Source organism: Enterobacter cloacae complex sp. SYL001, assembly GCF_049237025.1.
Classification (GTDB): Bacteria; Pseudomonadota; Gammaproteobacteria; order Enterobacterales; family Enterobacteriaceae; genus Enterobacter; species Enterobacter intestinihominis.
This window is the reverse complement of record NZ_JBMKJI010000003.1, coordinates 175182-194587: the sequence shown is the minus strand read 5'-3', so window position 1 is coordinate 194587 and position 19406 is coordinate 175182. Positions and strand designations below refer to the sequence as shown.

Here is a 19406-nt window from a genome sequence, read left to right as displayed (position 1 = left end):
GCATGTTAAGGGGCTTAAAAAAACCAATGGCAAAGCAAGACTATTACGAGATTTTAGGCGTTCCGAAAACTGCGGAAGAGCGTGAAATCAAAAAGGCATATAAGCGCCTGGCCATGAAATTCCACCCTGACCGTAACCAGGGTGACAAAGAGGCTGAAGCCAAATTTAAAGAGATTAAAGAAGCCTACGAAGTCCTGACCGATGCACAAAAACGTGCGGCTTATGACCAGTATGGTCACGCGGCCTTTGAACAGGGCGGCATGGGCGGCGGTGGATTTGGTGGCGGCGGCTTCGGCGGCGGCGCTGATTTCAGCGACATCTTTGGCGATGTATTTGGCGATATCTTCGGCGGCGGTCGTGGTCGTCAGCGCGCGGCGCGCGGCGCAGATCTGCGCTATAACATGGACCTGACGCTGGAAGAAGCGGTTCGTGGCGTAACCAAAGAGATCCGTATCCCGACGCTGGAAGAGTGTGACGTTTGCCACGGCAGCGGCGCGAAAGCGGGGACTCAGCCACAGACCTGTCCAACCTGTCACGGTTCCGGTCAGGTGCAGATGCGCCAGGGCTTCTTCGCGGTGCAGCAGGCCTGTCCGCATTGTCATGGTCGCGGTACGCTGATTAAAGATCCGTGCACCAAATGCCACGGTCACGGTCGCGTGGAGAAAACCAAAACGCTGTCCGTTAAGATCCCGGCAGGCGTGGATACGGGCGACCGCATCCGTCTGGCAGGTGAGGGGGAAGCGGGCGAGCACGGCGCACCGGCAGGGGATCTGTACGTTCAGGTTCAGGTTAAACAGCACGCCATCTTCGAGCGTGAAGGTAACAACCTGTATTGTGAAGTGCCAATCAACTTTGCGATGGCGGCGCTGGGCGGCGAAATCGAAGTGCCGACGCTGGACGGTCGCGTTAACCTGAAAATCCCTGGCGAAACCCAGACCGGGAAGCTGTTCCGCATGCGCGGCAAAGGCGTTAAATCCGTTCGCGGTGGCGCGCAGGGTGACCTGTTATGCCGCGTGGTCGTTGAAACGCCGGTCGGCCTGAACGACAAGCAGAAACAGCTGCTGAAAGAGCTTCAGGAGAGTTTTGGTGGCCCGACGGGTGAGAAAAATAGCCCGCGCTCCAAAAGCTTCTTCGATGGCGTCAAAAAATTCTTCGACGATTTAACCCGCTAACCTGCCAGCTGGTTACTATCCTTTAAAGCCCGGAAGCGATTCCGGGCTTTTTGCTTTATAGCGTTATTCCTCGGTTAAACTGAATCTATAACCAATATTAATCTGTTTTTACCGATCTGTTTGCGCTGATATTATGGTTTTACCGAGGTATTGTTGTAAAAGAGAGTTTAAACGTGAAATTACTACACCGTTTCTTTAGCAGTGAGGCATCCGGCGGCGTCATCCTGATTATTGCTGCTGCAGCCGCCATGCTGCTCGCCAATATGGGCATGACGCGCGATCTCTATCACGCATTTCTGGAAACCCCCGTCGAGCTGAAGGTCGGGGCGCTGGAAATTAACAAGAACATGCTGCTGTGGATCAACGATGCGCTGATGGCGGTGTTCTTCCTGCTGGTAGGCCTGGAGGTCAAACGTGAGCTGGTGATCGGTTCTCTTGCCAGCCGTCAGCGCGCGGCGTTTCCGGTGATCGCGGCGATTGGCGGGATGATCGTTCCCGCTTTGCTCTTTCTCGCGTTTGCGTGGCAGGATCCGGTTGCGCGTGACGGCTGGGCGATCCCGGCCGCAACGGATATCGCGTTTGCGCTCGGGGTCTTAGCCTTGCTCGGTAGCCGCGTCCCGGTAGCACTGAAAATTTTCCTGATGGCGCTGGCGATTATCGATGACCTGGGCGCTATCGTGATTATCGCGCTGTTCTACACCAGCGATCTGTCGGTTCTGTCGCTGAGCGTGGCGGCCGTGGCTATTGCGGTGCTGGCGTTGCTGAACGTCTTCAACGTCCGACGCACGGGTATTTATATTCTGGTGGGGATGGTGCTGTGGACGGCGGTGCTGAAGTCTGGCGTGCATGCCACGCTGGCGGGCGTCATCGTTGGCTTCTTTATTCCGCTGAAGGAGCAGGACGGCAAATCGCCTGCCAGACAGCTGGAGCATGTGCTTCATCCGTGGGTGGGCTTTATGATCCTGCCGCTGTTTGCATTTGCCAACGCGGGTGTTTCCCTGGCCGGTGTTACCCTGGACGGACTCACCTCTGTGCTGCCGCTGGGTATCATCGCTGGTTTGTTTATCGGTAAGCCGCTGGGTATCAGCCTGTTCTGCTGGCTGGCGCTGAAGCTGAAGCTGGCGTCATTGCCAAACGGAACCACCTTTAGTCAGATTATGGCCATCGGCGTGCTGTGCGGTATTGGATTCACCATGTCGATCTTTATCTCGACGCTGGCGTTTGGTGCCAGCGCGCCTGAGCTTATCGTCTGGGCGAAACTCGGCATTCTTATCGGGTCGTTACTGGCCGCGGTTATTGGTTATACCTTGTTGAAGGTGAAGTTGTCCGGACAGGCTGTCCAGGCATAACAGGAAACCGGGAGAAGGGAAGCCTTCTCCCGATAAACTATCAGGGAGTGAAAACGTGATGTCTCATTTGAACTATAACCATCTCTATTACTTCTGGCATGTCTACAAGCAGGGCTCGGTCGTGGGAGCGGCAGAGGCGCTCTACCTGACACCACAAACTATTACCGGGCAAATCAAAGCCCTGGAAGAGCGCTTACAGGGCAAGCTTTTTAAGCGGAAAGGACGTGGCATTGAGCCGAGCGAGCTGGGCGAACTGGTGTTCCGCTATGCGGACAAGATGTTCACCCTGAGCCAGGAGATGCTGGATATCGTTAACTATCGCAAAGAGTCGAACCTGCTCTTTGACGTGGGCGTGGCGGATGCGTTGTCCAAACGGCTGGTAAGCGGTGTGCTGGATGCGGCGGTGGTGGAAGATGAACAGATTCATTTACGCTGCTTTGAGTCCACTCACGAGATGCTGCTGGAACAGCTGAGCCAGCATAAGCTGGATATGATTATCTCGGACTGCCCAATCGACTCCACGCAGCAGGAAGGCTTGTTCTCGGTGAAAATTGGCGAATGCGGCGTCAGTTTCTGGTGCATTAATCCGCCGCCGGAAAAACCGTTTCCTGCTTGCCTGGAAGAGCGCCGCCTGCTGGTGCCGGGTAGGCGGTCTATGCTCGGACGTAAGCTGCTGAACTGGTTTAACTCGCAGGGGCTGAACGTGGAGATCCTCGGTGAGTTCGACGATGCGGCTTTGATGAAGGCTTTTGGCGAGGCGCACAACGCTATCTTCGTTGCCCCGACGCTGTACGCGCACGATCTCTATTCAGACGACAAGATTACCGAGATTGGCAGGGTGGATAACGTGATGGAAGAGTATCACGCCATATTCGCCGAAAGGATGATTCAGCACCCGGCGGTGCAGCGAATCTGCAACCGCGACTACTCGGCGCTGTTTACGCCGCCGGCAATCTGAAGACATAAAAAAACCCGCGTTAAGCGGGTTCTTTCAAACAAGCAACAACAAGTAGCGATTAAGCCAGTTTGTTGATCTGCGCGGTCAGGTTTGCTTTATGACGCGCTGCTTTGTTTTTGTGGATCAGACCTTTAGCAGCCTGACGATCCACGATTGGTTGCATTTCGTTAAATGCGTTCTGCGCTGCAGCTTTGTCGCCTGCTTCGATTGCTGCGTATACTTTCTTGATGAAAGTACGCATCATAGAGCGACGGCTTGCGTTGTGCTTACGAGCCTTTTCAGACTGAACGGCACGTTTCTTAGCTGATTTGATATTAGCCAAGTCCAACTCCCAAATATGTTCTATGTGGACAATTCAAAGGCCGAGGAATATGCCCTCTTTGCCTTCTTTTGTCAATGGATTTGTGCAAATAAGCGCCGTTAATGAGCGACGCTACGTTACGTAGTGATGGCGCAGGATTCTACCAGCTTGTCTTTCGTGAATACAGCCTTTCGGCATAAAAATCGCAGTTCTCGGGCAGATTTTTTTGCTGTGAAAGGTCAGCCTGATGAAATCATACGGCTTTCTGTTTCGCGTGAACAATCGCCGGTTAACCTTAACCGCCGTACAAGGTATACTTTGGCGATTTTCACTGTTTTGAGCCAGTCATGAAGCTGATACGCGGCATACATAATCTCAGTCAAGCCCCGCACGGGTGCGTGCTGACCATTGGTAATTTTGACGGCGTGCATCGTGGGCATCAGGCGCTGTTGCAGGGATTGCGTAAAGAAGGGGAGGCGCGTGGCCTGCCCGTTGTGGTGATGATTTTCGAACCGCAGCCGCTGGAGCTGTTTGCCGGCGAGAAATCCCCCGCGCGGCTGACGCGTCTGCGTGAGAAGTTACGCTACCTGGCGGAGTCCGGCGTGGACTACGTCCTGTGCGTACGCTTCGACCGTCGGTTTGCCGCGCTGACCGCACAAAACTTTGTCAGCGATCTGTTGGTCAGGCAGCTTGGCGTGCAGTTTCTCGCCGTGGGCGATGATTTCCGCTTTGGCGCTGGTCGTCAGGGCGATTTCTTGTTATTACAGAAGGCTGGCCTGGAGTACGGGTTTGACGTCACCAGTACGATGACCTTCTGTGAGGGCGGGGTGCGCGTCAGCAGCACGGCGGTACGTCAGGCGCTGGCGAACGATGAACTGGACACGGCAGAAACGCTGCTGGGTCATCCGTTCACAATTTCAGGTCGTGTGGTCCATGGCGATGCGCTGGGCCGCACGATAGGTTTTCCGACGGCGAATATACCGCTGCGTCGTCAGGTCTCCCCGGTTAAAGGGGTCTATGCGGTGGAAGTGGCAGGACTGGGTGAGAAGCCTTTTTACGGTGTTGCCAACATCGGTACACGTCCAACGGTTTCCGGTGTGCGTCAACAGTTAGAAGTACACCTGCTGGACGTTGTAATGGACCTCTACGGTCGCCATATAGATGTGATACTGCGTAAAAAAATACGCAATGAACAGCGATTCGCTTCGCTGGATGAACTTAAGGCGCAAATCGCGCGAGATGAATTAACGGCCCGCGAGTTTTTTGGGCTTTAGAACCGGCTTAACTGCCTACGTGATAAATACGGAACCGAGAATCTGATGAGTGACTATAAATCAACCCTGAATTTGCCGGAAACAGGGTTCCCGATGCGCGGCGATCTCGCCAAGCGCGAACCGGGAATGCTGGCGCGTTGGACTGATGATGACCTGTACGGCATCATTCGTGCAGCCAAAAAAGGCAAAAAAACCTTCATTCTGCATGATGGCCCTCCCTATGCGAATGGCAGCATTCATATTGGTCACTCTGTAAACAAGATTCTGAAAGACATTATCGTGAAGTCCAAAGGACTCGCGGGATATGACTCGCCTTATGTTCCGGGCTGGGACTGCCATGGTCTGCCAATCGAGCTGAAAGTGGAGCAAGAGTACGGTAAGCCGGGTGAGAAGTTCACCGCCGCAGAGTTCCGCGCGAAATGCCGCGAATACGCTGCCACCCAGGTAGACGGTCAGCGCGCTGACTTCATCCGTCTGGGCGTGCTAGGCGACTGGTCGCACCCGTACCTGACCATGGACTTCAAAACCGAAGCCAACATTATCCGTGCGCTGGGTAAAATCATCGGCAACGGTCACCTGCATAAAGGCGCTAAGCCGGTGCACTGGTGCGTGGACTGCCGTTCTGCGCTGGCAGAAGCGGAAGTAGAGTATTATGACAAAACCTCGCCTTCTATCGACGTGGCGTTCGAAGCGGTCGATCAGGATGCGATCAAAGCTAAATTTGGCCTGCCAGGCGTAAGCGGTCCAGTCTCGCTGGTTATCTGGACCACCACCCCGTGGACGTTACCAGCCAACCGTGCCATTTCCCTGTCCGGTGAGTTTGAGTACGCGCTGGTACAAATTGATGGTCGCGCGGTTATCCTGGCAAAAGATCTGGTTGAAAGCGTGCTTAAACGCGCGAACATCACCGATTACAGCGTGCTGGGCACCGTAAAAGGCGACGCGCTGGAGCTAATGCGCTTCAAACACCCGTTCCTGGACTTCGACGTTCCGGCGATCCTGGGCGACCACGTCACGCTGGACGCCGGTACCGGTGCGGTGCATACCGCCGGCGGCCACGGTCCTGACGACTACAACATCAGCCTGAAATACGGTCTGGAAATCGCCAACCCGGTCGGTCCGGATGGCTCTTACCTGCCTGGCACCTACCCGGCGCTGGACGGTATCAACGTCTTTAAAGCCAACGACATCATCGTTGACATGCTTCGCACCAGCGGCGCGCTGCTGCACGTTGAGAAAATGCAGCACAGCTACCCGTGCTGCTGGCGCCATAAGACCCCGATTATCTTCCGTGCGACCTCGCAGTGGTTCGTCAGCATGGACCAGAAAGGCCTGCGCGAGCAGTCTCTGAAAGAGATCAAAGGCGTGCAGTGGATCCCGGACTGGGGCCAGGCGCGTATCGAATCCATGGTGGCTAACCGTCCTGACTGGTGTATCTCCCGTCAGCGCACCTGGGGCGTGCCGATGTCGCTGTTCGTGCATAAAGAGACGCAGGAACTGCACCCGAACACCCTGGAACTGATGGAAGAGGTGGCGAAGCGCGTTGAAGTTGACGGCATTCAGGCGTGGTGGGATCTCGATTCACGTGACATCCTGGGCGCTGACGCGGACAACTACGAGAAAGTGCCGGATACCCTGGACGTGTGGTTCGACTCCGGGTCTACCCACTCCTCCGTGGTTGACGTGCGCCCTGAGTTCGCCGGTCACGCTGCCGACATGTATCTGGAAGGCTCCGACCAACACCGCGGCTGGTTCATGTCATCCCTGATGATCTCCACCGCCATGAAGGGCAAAGCACCTTACCGCCAGGTACTGACCCACGGCTTCACCGTGGATGGTCAGGGCCGTAAGATGTCCAAATCCATCGGTAACACCGTTTCTCCGCAGGACGTGATGAACAAGCTGGGCGCGGATATTCTGCGTCTGTGGGTGGCATCCACCGACTACACGGGCGAAATGGCGGTGTCTGACGAGATCCTGAAACGTGCTGCTGACAGCTATCGTCGTATCCGTAACACCGCGCGCTTCCTGCTGGCGAACCTGAACGGGTTTGATCCGGTAAAAGACATGGTGAAGCCGGAAGAGATGGTGGTGCTCGATCGCTGGGCGGTAGGCTGCGCGAAAGCGGCACAGGAAGATATTCTGAAAGCCTATGAGTCTTACGACTTCCACGAAGTGGTGCAGCGCCTGATGCGCTTCTGCTCCATTGAGATGGGGTCGTTTTATCTCGACATCATCAAAGACCGCCAGTATACCGCGAAAGCGGACAGCGTGGCGCGTCGTAGCTGCCAGACCGCGCTGTTCCACATCGCAGAGGCGCTGGTACGCTGGATGGCGCCGATCATGTCCTTCACCGCAGATGAAATCTGGGGTTACCTGCCGGGCGACCGTGAGAAGTATGTCTTCACCGGCGAGTGGTACGAAGGTCTGTTCGACCTCTCCAGCACTGAAGCAATGAACGACGCCTACTGGGACGAGCTGCTGAAAGTGCGTGGCGAAGTGAACAAGGTAATCGAGCAGGCGCGCGCTGACAAGAAAGTCGGTGGCTCTCTGGAAGCGACGGTGACCCTGTACGCAGAGCCTGAGCTGGCCGCGAAGCTGACCGCGCTGGGCGATGAATTACGATTTGTCCTGTTGACCTCCGGTGCGAAAGTTGCGGATTATGCCGAGGCATCTGCTGATGCTCAGCAGAGCGAACTGCTCAAAGGACTGAAGGTCGCACTGAGCAAAGCCGATGGTGAAAAATGCCCGCGTTGCTGGCATTACACTACCGATGTCGGCCAGGTGGCGGAACACGCAGACATCTGCGGACGCTGTGTAAGCAACGTCGCCGGCGACGGCGAAAAACGTAAGTTTGCCTGATGAGTAAAACTCTCTGTTCAACAGGACTGCGCTGGCTGTGGCTGGTGGTAGTGGTGCTGATTATTGATTTGGGCAGCAAGTTCCTGATCCTCCAGAATTTCGCTCTGGGGGATACGGTCCCGCTGTTCCCGTCGCTTAACCTGCACTACGCCCGCAACTACGGCGCGGCGTTTAGTTTCCTTGCCGACAGCGGTGGCTGGCAGCGTTGGTTCTTCGCAGGTATCGCAATGGGTATCTGCGTCGTGCTCGCGGTGCTGATGTACCGCTCGAAGGCCACGCAAAAGCTGAATAACATCGCCTACGCGCTGATCATTGGTGGCGCACTGGGTAACCTGTTTGACCGCCTGTGGCACGGCTTTGTAGTCGATATGATCGACTTCTACGTCGGCGACTGGCACTTTGCGACCTTTAACCTCGCCGATAGCGCAATATGCGTTGGTGCAGCGTTAATCGTGCTGGAAGGCTTCTTGCCTAAACCGGCCGCGAAAGAGCAGGTGTAACAAAACCAGCCGGGTGACGCGTAGCGATCCCGGCCTACAGAATTTGTGGCCCCCGTAGGCCCGGTAAGCGTAGCGCCACCGGGCAACAGGTGACCCAAAACAAGCGAGCAATTTGCATGTCTAAATCCGTACAGAGCAACAGCGCGGTTCTCGTTCATTTCACGCTGAAGCTGGATGACGGCTCCACGGCCGAGTCCACCCGCAACAATGGCAAACCGGCGCTGTTTCGTCTGGGCGACACCTCCCTGTCTGAAGGCCTCGAACAACAGCTTCTCGGGCTGAAAGAGGGTGAGAAAAAAGCGTTCTCACTGGAGCCGGATGCGGCATTCGGTGTGCCAAGCCCGGATCTGATTCAGTACTTCTCGCGCCGTGAGTTTATGGATGCGGGTGAACCGGAGATCGGGGCGATTATGCTCTTTACCGCTATGGACGGCAGCGAAATGCCTGGCGTGATCCGCGAAATCAACGGGGATTCCATCACCGTTGACTTCAACCATCCGCTTGCCGGGCGTACCGTTCATTTTGATGTAGAAGTGCTGGAGATCGATCCGGCGCTGGAGGACTGAGATGCAGATCCTGTTGGCTAACCCGCGCGGTTTTTGCGCCGGTGTAGACCGCGCTATCAGCATTGTTGAAAATGCGCTGGAGATTTACGGCGCGCCGATTTACGTGCGTCACGAAGTGGTGCACAACCGCTACGTGGTCGACAGCCTGCGCGAGCGCGGTGCGATTTTTATTGAGCAGATCAGCGAAGTGCCGGACGGCGCAATCCTCATCTTCTCCGCGCACGGCGTCTCTCAGGCGGTACGCAACGAGGCGAAAAGCCGCGATCTGACCGTATTCGATGCCACCTGTCCGTTAGTGACAAAAGTGCATATGGAAGTGGCGCGCGCCAGCCGTCGTGGTGAAGAGTCAATTCTGATTGGTCACGCCGGCCACCCGGAAGTGGAAGGCACCATGGGGCAGTACAGCAACCCGGAAGGGGGCATGTATCTGGTGGAGTCACCGGAAGACGTCTTTACGCTGAACGTGAAAAACGAAGCGCGTCTGTCGTTTATGACCCAGACGACGCTTTCCGTGGACGACACCTCAGACGTGATTGACGCCCTGCGCCAGCGCTTCCCAAAAATCGTCGGGCCGCGCAAAGATGATATCTGCTACGCAACCACCAACCGTCAGGAAGCCGTGCGCGCGTTGGCTGAACAGGCGGACGTGGTGCTGGTGGTCGGTTCAAAAAACTCCTCTAACTCTAACCGTCTGGCCGAACTGGCGCAGCGTATGGGGAAAGCGGCGTTTCTGATCGACGACGCAACGGACATTCAGGAAGCGTGGGTGAAAAACGCGGCCTGCGTCGGTGTTACCGCAGGTGCTTCAGCGCCGGATATTCTGGTGCAAAACGTCATTGCCCGCCTGCAAGAGCTGGGTGGTGGCGAAGCGGTGCCGCTGGAAGGCCGTGAAGAGAACATTGTCTTTGAAGTGCCGAAAGAGCTGCGAATCGACGCCCGCGAAGTGGAATAATTTCTTTTCTGATGAAAGGCCAGCACCTTCTGTGCTGGCCTTTTTTTTGCTTCGTATCTTATCGTGACGACAAAATCATGTCTTTTACTGATATCTGAGTCGGTTTCACGTTAAATTCTAATTATTGGTGTTTTCAGTTGGCAGCCTTAGCGAAGGCTGGTTAATCTGAAAACGGTTTACATCATTTTAACGTAAGAGAATAACTATGCATGATGCACAGATCCGTGTCGCCATTGCGGGCGCGGGTGGACGTATGGGTCGCCAGCTGATTCAGGCGGCACTACAGATGGATGGCGTGGCACTTGGCGCGGCGCTGGAGCGTGAAGGTTCATCCCTGCTGGGCTCCGATGCGGGCGAGCTGGCAGGCGCGGGCAAGACAGGCGTTACCGTGCAGAGCAACCTGGAGGCGGTGAAAGAAGACTTTGACGTGTTCATCGACTTTACCCGTCCGGAAGGCACTTTGACTCACCTGGCGTTTTGCCGCCAGCACGGTAAAGGGATGGTGATTGGCACCACCGGTTTCGATGATGCCGGTAAACAGGCCATTCAGGAAGCAGCCGCCGACATTGCAATTGTCTTCGCCGCGAACTTTAGCGTAGGCGTTAACGTTATGCTGAAACTGCTGGAAAAGGCAGCGAAGGTGATGGGCGACTATACCGACATTGAGATTATTGAAGCGCACCACCGCCATAAAGTCGATGCCCCATCTGGCACGGCGCTGGCGATGGGCGAAGCGATTGCTTATGCAATGGATAAAGATTTGAAAGACATCGCGGTCTATTCTCGCGAAGGTCACACTGGCGAGCGCGTGCCTGGCACCATTGGTTTTGCCACCGTTCGCGCGGGTGATATCGTCGGCGAACATACCGCTATGTTCGCCGATATTGGTGAAAGGGTCGAAATCACACATAAAGCATCCAGCCGCATGACGTTTGCAAACGGGGCGGTACGTTCCGCACTGTGGCTAAAAGGTAAGCCAAATGGTCTTTTTGATATGCGAGATGTGCTCGAACTCAACAATTTGTAAGTGTTATTACCCATCGTGATGTGGTTATTGCAGTCGTAACTGTTTGATTGCATAGGGCAATATTTTATTGCCCTTTTATTTTGTCTATTTCAAAGGATTATTGCATTTAACTCATTTAAAGTAAGTGTTTTCATGCTATTTTATGTTGCTGTACTGTAAATTTTGACCATCTGGTCCACTTTTTATTCCCGCAAGACGATTGTTTCTTTTAAACTGCCTGCGCAAGCGGTTTCCACAGTGATTTAGTTGATCTTTTTGCCGCTTAATTTGAAATCAAGCCATCAGGCCTGCAAAAGAATAAACAAAATCCCCGTTTTAAGTTGACTTTTACATGGCAAATCCCCAGAATGCCGCCGTTTGCCAAAAATCCGCTGGCAACACATTTGCATTGATCCATGACATGGTTATGAATTAATATGCAAATAAAGTGAGTGAATATTCTCTGGAGGGTGTTTTGATTAAGTCAGCGCTATTGGTTCTGGAAGACGGAACCCAGTTTATCGGTCGGGCCATAGGGGCAACGGGTTCGGCGGTTGGGGAAGTCGTTTTCAATACTTCAATGACCGGTTATCAAGAAATCCTCACTGATCCTTCCTATTCTCGCCAAATCGTTACTCTTACTTATCCTCATATCGGCAATGTCGGCACCAATGCGGCTGACGAAGAATCCTCTCAGGTACATGCACAAGGCCTGGTCATTCGCGACCTGCCGCTGATTGCCAGCAACTTCCGCAACACCGAAGACCTCTCTTCTTACCTGAAGCGCCATAACATTGTGGCGATTGCCGATATCGATACCCGTAAGCTGACGCGTCTGCTGCGCGAGAAGGGTGCACAAAATGGCTGCATCATCGCAGGGGACAACCTCGATGCGGCGCTGGCGCTGGAAAAAGCGAAAGCCTTCCCGGGCCTGAACGGGATGGACCTGGCGAAAGAAGTGACTACCACAGAAGCCTACAGCTGGACGCAGGGAAGCTGGACGCTGGAAGGCGACCTGCCGGAAGCGAAACCGGAAAGCGAGCTGCCGTTCCACGTGGTGGCCTACGATTTTGGTGCCAAGCGCAACATCCTGCGTATGCTGGTTGACCGTGGCTGCCGCCTGACGGTCGTCCCGGCACAAACGTCTGCGGAAGATGTTCTGAAGATGAACCCGGACGGCATCTTCCTCTCTAACGGTCCTGGCGACCCGGCGCCGTGCGACTACGCTATCGACGCCATTAAGTCCTTCCTTGAAACCGATATCCCGGTATTCGGCATCTGTCTCGGCCATCAGCTGCTGGCGCTGGCGAGCGGAGCGAACACCGTCAAGATGAAGTTTGGCCACCATGGTGGTAACCACCCGGTGAAAGATATCGACAACAACACGGTAATGATCACCGCGCAGAACCACGGCTTCGCTGTGGATGAAGCGACGATGCCAGCTAACCTGCGCGTGACGCATAAGTCACTGTTCGATGGTACCTTGCAGGGTATCCATCGCACCGATAAGCCTGCGTTCAGCTTCCAGGGCCACCCTGAAGCCAGCCCGGGCCCACACGATGCCGCGCCGCTGTTCGATCACTTCATCGAACTTATCGAGCAATACCGTAAGACTGCTAAATAATCAGGAGCTGAGAAGACCATGCCAAAACGTACAGACATAAAAAGCATCCTGATCCTTGGCGCTGGCCCGATCGTGATCGGCCAGGCCTGCGAATTTGACTACTCCGGTGCGCAGGCGTGTAAAGCCCTGCGTGAAGAGGGTTACCGCGTCATCCTGGTAAACTCAAACCCGGCCACTATCATGACCGATCCGGAAATGGCAGATGCGACCTACATTGAGCCGATTCACTGGGAAGTGGTACGCAAAATTATCGAGAAAGAGCGTCCGGATGCGGTGCTGCCGACCATGGGTGGCCAGACGGCGCTGAACTGTGCACTGGAGCTGGAGCGTCAGGGTGTGCTGGAAGAGTTCGGCGTGACCATGATTGGTGCAACCGCCGACGCGATTGATAAAGCAGAAGACCGTCGTCGCTTCGACGTGGCAATGAAAAAAATTGGCCTCGACACCGCGCGTTCCGGTATCGCACACAACATGGAAGAAGCGCTGGCCGTCGCGGCTGACGTGGGCTATCCGTGCATCATCCGTCCATCATTCACCATGGGCGGCACCGGCGGCGGTATCGCCTACAACCGCGAAGAGTTCGAAGAGATTTGCGAACGCGGTCTGGATCTCTCCCCAACCAAAGAGCTGCTGATTGATGAATCGCTGATTGGCTGGAAAGAGTACGAGATGGAAGTGGTGCGTGATAAAAACGACAACTGCATCATCGTTTGCTCCATCGAAAACTTCGACGCGATGGGGATCCACACCGGCGACTCCATCACCGTTGCGCCAGCTCAGACGCTGACCGACAAAGAGTACCAAATCATGCGTAACGCCTCGATGGCGGTACTGCGTGAAATCGGCGTGGAAACCGGCGGCTCGAACGTGCAGTTCTCGGTGAACCCGAAAACCGGCCGTCTGATTGTTATCGAAATGAACCCGCGCGTGTCCCGTTCCTCCGCGCTGGCCTCCAAAGCCACCGGCTTCCCGATTGCGAAAGTGGCGGCGAAACTGGCGGTGGGTTACACCCTTGACGAGCTGATGAACGACATCACCGGTGGCCGCACGCCAGCGTCCTTCGAACCGTCCATCGACTACGTTGTGACCAAAATTCCTCGCTTTAACTTCGAGAAATTCGCCGGCGCGAACGACCGTCTGACTACCCAGATGAAATCCGTTGGTGAAGTCATGGCGATTGGCCGCACGCAGCAGGAATCCCTGCAAAAAGCGCTGCGTGGCCTGGAAGTGGGCGCGACCGGCTTTGACCCGAAAGTCAGCCTGGACGACCCGGAAGCACTGACCAAAATCCGCCGCGAGCTGAAAGACGCGGGTGCAGAGCGTATCTGGTACATCGCCGATGCCTTCCGCGCGGGCCTGTCCGTTGACGGCGTATTTAACCTGACCAACATCGACCGCTGGTTCCTGGTGCAGATTGAAGAGCTGGTGCGTCTGGAAGAGAAAGTGGCGGAGCTGGGCATCAACGGCCTGGACGCAGACTTCCTGCGCATGCTGAAGCGTAAAGGCTTCGCCGATGCGCGTCTGGCTAAACTGGCGGGCGTACGTGAAGCGGAGATCCGCAAGCTGCGCGACCAGTATGACCTGCACCCGGTTTACAAGCGCGTGGATACCTGTGCGGCAGAGTTCTCGACCGATACCGCGTACATGTACTCCACCTATGAAGATGAGTGCGAGGCGAACCCGTCCGTCGACCGCGACAAGATTATGGTGCTGGGCGGCGGTCCAAACCGTATCGGCCAGGGCATTGAGTTCGACTACTGCTGCGTGCATGCCTCGCTGGCGCTTCGCGAAGACGGTTACGAGACCATCATGGTCAACTGTAACCCGGAAACCGTCTCGACCGACTACGACACTTCCGACCGCCTCTACTTCGAGCCGGTTACGCTGGAAGACGTGCTGGAAATCGTGCGCATCGAGAAGCCGAAAGGCGTGATCGTGCAGTATGGCGGCCAGACTCCGCTGAAGCTGGCGCGTGCGCTGGAAGCAGCAGGTGTGCCGGTCATTGGCACCAGCCCGGACGCGATTGACCGTGCGGAAGACCGCGAGCGTTTCCAGCAGGCAGTTGATCGTCTCAAGCTGAAACAGCCGGCGAACGCCACCGTGACCGCGATTGAAATGGCCGTTGAGAAAGCGAAAGAGATTGGTTACCCGCTGGTGGTGCGTCCATCCTACGTACTGGGCGGCCGTGCGATGGAAATCGTCTATGACGAAGCCGACCTGCGTCGCTACTTCCAGACGGCGGTGAGCGTTTCCAACGATGCGCCAGTGCTGCTCGACCGCTTCCTCGACGACGCGGTTGAAGTCGACGTTGACGCTATCTGCGACGGCGAAATGGTGCTGATTGGCGGCATCATGGAGCACATCGAGCAGGCTGGCGTGCACTCCGGTGACTCCGCATGTTCTCTTCCTGCGTACACCCTGAGCCAGGAGATTCAGGATGTGATGCGTCAGCAGGTGCAGAAGCTGGCCTTCGAGCTACAGGTTCGCGGCCTGATGAACGTCCAGTTCGCAGTGAAAGACAACGAAGTTTATCTGATTGAAGTCAACCCGCGTGCGGCACGTACCGTACCGTTCGTCTCTAAAGCGACCGGTATTCCGCTGGCGAAAGTGGCGGCGCGCGTGATGGCTGGCCAGACGCTGACTCAGCAGGGCGTCACGAAAGAAATCATCCCGCCGTACTACTCGGTGAAAGAGGTGGTGCTGCCGTTCAACAAATTCCCGGGCGTTGACCCACTGTTAGGGCCAGAGATGCGCTCTACCGGGGAAGTGATGGGCGTGGGCCGCACCTTCGCAGAAGCGTTTGCCAAGGCACAGCTGGGCAGCAGCTCCACCATGAGAAAATCGGGCCGTGCGCTGCTCTCCGTTCGCGAAGGCGATAAAGAGCGCGTGGTTGACCTGGCCGCCAAGCTGCTTAAACAGGGCTTCGAGCTGGATGCAACCCACGGCACGGCAATTGTGCTGGGTGAAGCTGGGATCAACCCGCGTCTGGTGAACAAGGTGCATGAAGGTCGTCCGCACATTCAGGACCGTATCAAGAATGGTGAGTACACCTACATCATCAACACCACCGCAGGTCGCCAGGCGATTGAAGACTCCAAGCTGATTCGCCGCAGCGCGCTCCAGTATAAAGTGCATTACGACACCACCCTGAACGGCGGTTTCGCGACGGCCATGGCGCTGAATGCGGATGCCACCGAGAAGGTGATTTCGGTGCAGGAAATGCACGCTCAGATTAGCAAGTAATCTGCGTAGGCCCGGCAAGCGTTAGCGCCGCCGGGCAAGTGGCGGGTGGCGCTTCGCTTACCCGCCCTACGGTTTTCTTTACCCATCTTAAGAACCTTCTGGTTTTTCATCCGCTTTCAGTCAGTTAGCCTAAAATGGTTAGGTCGATAACGAAAATTCAACTGAGAGCAGGGGAAAACACCATGCAAAATAAACTACTGATCGCTTCCGTTCTGGCTGCCACTGCAATGTTCACCGTGGCGGGCTGTTCGTCAAATCAGGCCGTAAAAACCACCGATGGTAAAACTATCGTTACTGACGGGAAACCGCAGGTGGATGACGATACCGGTCTGGTATCGTACAAAAACGCCGAAACCGGTCAAACTGAACAGATTAACCGTGACCAGGTTAAATCAATGGGTGAGCTGGATAACTAAAAAAAAGCAGTGGCACATGCCACTGCTTTTTTTGCGTCAGAATGATCGATTACCAGCGATGGTTTAACAAAATATGACCGCCGTAAGCGGCATAGCTGTTTTCACCCCACTCACCGCTGGCACGCAGGGAGATCGTTGTGGTTTCGTTCAGGTTGCCGGTTACGCCCAGCTCTAACTGACCACGATCTTCTGGCGTATCGTTGCTGACGGTTTCGTCATTGAATGCCAGATCGTTTTGACCAGCACCTTTCAACCAGTTAACTGCGACGTATGGCTGCCAGGCCTTGACGTCCTTCTGCTGGAAGTAGCTTGCTTTAACGCCAAGACGACCAAAGACGCTGTCATTGTCCAGCGTGGTTACGCGTACGCCGTCGCGATCGGTGTGATTTTCCTGATCGAGATAGCTGTAGATCACCTGCGCCTGTGGCTCGATCTTCCATGTACGTTCATTTTCAGACTGGATAACCCACGCGTGGCCGACTTCAACAGACGCGGCGAAACCTTCGCTATCGTAATCTTCATCGTTACGATTGCTGGTGACTTTGTTGTTGTACCAGCTATAAGCGGCCCAGGTATCAACGTAGCTGCCCAGACGTAATTTCTGATCTTCCTGCCAGGTGGCGTACAGCCCAACATTGAAGCCATCAACTTTACCCTGTGCGTCACGCACGTTGTGCTTCGCATCAGAGTGGGTCTTCGCCTGGCCTGCACCGAACATACCACCGGCACGCAGGATGCCGTTATCCATTGGCTTGCTCATGAAATCGCTGCCGACTTGCAGAACGGTGGTGGTGGTGTCGTAGCTGACTTTATCGCCACCCGCATCGTTCTCATGATAGCGACCCTTAACGTACATCCAGGTGTTCAGATCGTCTTCATTGCGGAAAGTGAGCTGGTCGCGATCGTCGCGCTTATGCAGGAACATGCTCTGCGCGGCAAGGTAGTTACCTAAGTAAGCACCCACTTCAGGTGCCATAACTTCCGGGGCACTGTTACCGCCGTTATCGGTGTTGCCGCCGTTATCGGTGTTGCCGCCGTTGTCAGTGTTGCCGCCGTTATCGGTGTTGCCACCGTTATCGGTGTTGCCGCCGTTATCGGTGTTGCCGCCGTTGTCGGTGTTACCACCGTTATCGGTGTTGCCGCCGTTGTCAGTGTTGCCGCCGTCATCGGTGTCGTCGGAAGGATCATCAGAAGGCGTCGCCTTTGATTCCAGATACCAGTTTCCGTCACTGTGCTGGTAGAGGTTATATTCCCAGGCGCCTGCGACGACCGGTTTTGCCAGCGTCAGCTGGGCTTCGGAACTGCCGCCAATGCTGACAATTTCCATACCGTTAATGGTTTGCGCGCCTGCGCCGCCAATGTTGGTAATGCTGACGCCGGACTGACCGAAGCTGCTGCCCGTAATGGTGAGGTGGTCAGTTGGTGAGTTATCTTCACCCAGAGTGCTGTTCATCACAATCTGGCTACCGTCAGAGCCGGTGTAGTCGCCATTAATCGTAAAATTATTGCCAACGCTATTATCAGCCGCACTCAGCAACAGCGTGCCGCCATTAGCCACGTTGCCGTTGATGGTATCAACACCGGAAGCGCTGAGCGTGGAGTTACCCTGGACTGCATTCCATGCCGCCAGCGTACCGCCGCTAAGAATCGCGATGTTGTTGTTCACTTCGCCTGCGGTGGCAAAGGTCGCGCCGTTTTCAACGGTAACGGTGGCGTTACTGCCCTTGACGCCGAGCGTTGCTCCGGTGGAGACCAGCGTGGTGCCACCGTGCAGAACCGTATTCCCTGTATAGCTATTTTTGCCTGTCAGGGTCAGCGTGTTGGAATCAACTTTTTCGACGTTACCGCTACCGGTCATGTCGGTGGCGAAAGTGAAATCGCTACCCTGATTAAAAATGACGGTACCATTGTTGGTGAGCCCACCGCTGAGCGTCGCAGTTTTTTCGCCATCGCCCAGTTGCAGCGAGGCGTCTTTGGCCACCCGCGTATTACCGGTATTCGATACCGCACCCGACAGGGTTAACGCGCCAGTCTCTATCAGCAAGGAGTCGCCAGAGCCAATAATGTCGAGATCGCCCGACAGTGCCCAGCTTTCACCCTCCATTTTTACGCTGGCGAAACCGTCGCCTTCATTCAGACCCACGAAGTTACTGTCTTCCGTACCGGTGCCGATCAACGTCAGGGTATTTCCTCTGGAATTTGTGGATATTACGTCACCGATGAGGTTGGAGCCAGTGTCGAGCAGTAGCGTGTTATTTTTATCGCTGGCAAACATAATAGCGTTTGTTTCACCACTAATCGTTCCGCTATTTTTGATATCTAATTTTGCTGTATCTTTTACATTGATTCCGTACTGGGTTCCCTGCACAGTGGCACTGTTAAAAATCTTAGTGTTGCCATCATTTGCCGTAATAGCATCACCGTTTGTACCGATAATTTCGCCACTGTTATTAATGCCAATGCCAACCTGAGTACTAAGACCTGTTTTTCCTTTTATCGTTCCGGTGCTGGTATTGGTAATATTTAATGCGGAGGAGTTTTCACTGACAAAAATGCCATTTTCCGAGCCAGTAATGTTTCCACTGTTATTAAAATCACCGAGTAGTGACTGAATATTCACCGCATTCGCGGTGGTGGAGGAAATGGTTGCGCCGATGTCGTTATTAATTACAATGCGCTGTACACCAGTATTTATATTCAGGCCATTTCCCGTGCCAGAAATATTCCCTTCGTTAGTGACATTGGTGAGAGTAAACCCAGAGACCGATACCGCCGCTTCACTACCAGCGGAGGAGATCGTCACGTTTTTATTAATAATATATTCAGCATCGGCTGAGAAATCTTGAGGAACAGAAGTTGATTGGTCAATCGTTGCAGAAAATGCAACCGCAGGGGTGCATATCAACAAGGCAGGAAATATCTTTCCAAGAGTTTTGGTTGTATGATTTAATCTAAAGAAATTGTTGCTCATGTACACATCCATTTGAGTGAGAAGGAACATTAGATAACGTGCGTAAAACGTATTTAGTCCGTCTTAAAGCGTGAGCTTAAAACAAAAAAGCATAAAATTATTATTTTTTCAATAGGTTATGTACAGGTTGATTTATTAAATAATGACTTAAGTTTCGCTAAAAATATCTGTTGATAATATGAATGGCCATAACTATTTTGTAGGATGAATTT

At 54.6% G+C, this 19406-nt stretch carries 14 protein-coding genes and 1 pseudogene; 13 read left to right on the top strand and 2 right to left on the bottom strand.

Annotation, left to right across the window (positions count from 1 at the left end):
- Window positions 1–26: 26 nt before the first annotated feature.
- The 3 genes from dnaJ (at window position 27) to nhaR (ending at window position 3479) form a co-directional block, all read left to right on the top strand.
- Window positions 27–1172: a molecular chaperone DnaJ gene (gene dnaJ / locus ACOTZP_RS05715; protein ID WP_008502040.1), complete on the top strand. Its 1146-nt coding sequence runs from the start codon at window positions 27–29 to the stop codon at window positions 1170–1172.
- Window positions 1173–1345: 173 nt separating this feature from the next.
- Window positions 1346–2521, top strand: a complete 1176-nt coding sequence (gene nhaA / locus ACOTZP_RS05710) for a Na+/H+ antiporter NhaA (protein ID WP_038415304.1) — start codon at window positions 1346–1348, stop codon at window positions 2519–2521.
- Window positions 2522–2579: 58 nt separating this feature from the next.
- Window positions 2580–3479, top strand: a complete 900-nt coding sequence (nhaR, locus tag ACOTZP_RS05705) for a transcriptional activator NhaR (protein ID WP_003856462.1) — start codon at window positions 2580–2582, stop codon at window positions 3477–3479.
- Between the two features lie 58 nt (window positions 3480–3537).
- Here the strand turns inward: nhaR and rpsT are convergent, their stop codons facing one another.
- On the bottom strand, window positions 3538–3801 hold the full coding sequence (rpsT, locus tag ACOTZP_RS05700) for a 30S ribosomal protein S20 (RefSeq protein ID WP_003856458.1): 264 nt from the start codon (window positions 3799–3801) through the stop codon (window positions 3538–3540).
- A gap of 101 nt (window positions 3802–3902) precedes the next feature.
- Here rpsT and ACOTZP_RS05695 point away from each other — a divergent pair.
- The 10 genes and pseudogenes from ACOTZP_RS05695 (at window position 3903) to ACOTZP_RS05650 (ending at window position 16223) form a co-directional block, all read left to right on the top strand.
- Window positions 3903–4120, top strand: a pseudogene (locus ACOTZP_RS05695) (DUF2575 domain-containing protein).
- Window positions 4121–4127: 7 nt separating this feature from the next.
- Window positions 4128–5054 (top strand): bifunctional riboflavin kinase/FAD synthetase, encoded by a 927-nt coding sequence (gene ribF / locus ACOTZP_RS05690; RefSeq protein WP_023299293.1) that lies wholly within the window; start codon window positions 4128–4130, stop codon window positions 5052–5054.
- Window positions 5055–5099: 45 nt separating this feature from the next.
- Window positions 5100–7916, top strand: coding sequence for an isoleucine--tRNA ligase (gene ileS, locus ACOTZP_RS05685; RefSeq protein WP_271075378.1), 2817 nt, complete (start codon window positions 5100–5102; stop codon window positions 7914–7916).
- Window positions 7916–8416 carry a signal peptidase II gene (gene lspA, locus ACOTZP_RS05680; RefSeq protein ID WP_023299295.1) on the top strand — a complete coding sequence of 167 codons (501 nt, stop codon included), beginning with the start codon at window positions 7916–7918 and terminating at the stop codon, window positions 8414–8416. Before ileS ends, lspA begins: the two co-directional genes overlap by 1 nt.
- A 116-nt stretch (window positions 8417–8532) precedes the next feature.
- A complete protein-coding gene (gene fkpB / locus ACOTZP_RS05675; protein ID WP_022647009.1) occupies window positions 8533–8982 on the top strand; it encodes an FKBP-type peptidyl-prolyl cis-trans isomerase in 450 nt (149 codons plus the stop codon).
- Between the two features lies 1 nt (window position 8983).
- Complete coding sequence (ispH, locus tag ACOTZP_RS05670) at window positions 8984–9934, top strand: 4-hydroxy-3-methylbut-2-enyl diphosphate reductase (RefSeq protein ID WP_022647010.1); 951 nt, start codon at window positions 8984–8986, stop codon at window positions 9932–9934.
- 205 nt (window positions 9935–10139) lie between these two features.
- Window positions 10140–10961: a 4-hydroxy-tetrahydrodipicolinate reductase gene (dapB, locus tag ACOTZP_RS05665; RefSeq protein WP_022647011.1), complete on the top strand. Its 822-nt coding sequence runs from the start codon at window positions 10140–10142 to the stop codon at window positions 10959–10961.
- Between the two features lie 454 nt (window positions 10962–11415).
- Window positions 11416–12564, top strand: a complete 1149-nt coding sequence (gene carA, locus ACOTZP_RS05660) for a glutamine-hydrolyzing carbamoyl-phosphate synthase small subunit (RefSeq protein WP_023299297.1) — start codon at window positions 11416–11418, stop codon at window positions 12562–12564.
- A gap of 18 nt (window positions 12565–12582) precedes the next feature.
- Complete coding sequence (gene carB, locus ACOTZP_RS05655) at window positions 12583–15807, top strand: carbamoyl-phosphate synthase large subunit (protein ID WP_022647013.1); 3225 nt, start codon at window positions 12583–12585, stop codon at window positions 15805–15807.
- A 182-nt stretch (window positions 15808–15989) separates the two neighbouring features.
- Complete coding sequence (locus ACOTZP_RS05650; RefSeq protein ID WP_003856439.1) at window positions 15990–16223, top strand: YgdI/YgdR family lipoprotein; 234 nt, start codon at window positions 15990–15992, stop codon at window positions 16221–16223.
- Between the two features lie 49 nt (window positions 16224–16272).
- Here the strand turns inward: ACOTZP_RS05650 and ACOTZP_RS05645 are convergent, their stop codons facing one another.
- Entirely contained in the window at window positions 16273–19194 is a 2922-nt protein-coding gene (locus tag ACOTZP_RS05645) for an autotransporter outer membrane beta-barrel domain-containing protein (protein WP_421633672.1), read from the bottom strand.
- Window positions 19195–19406 lie beyond the last annotated feature (212 nt).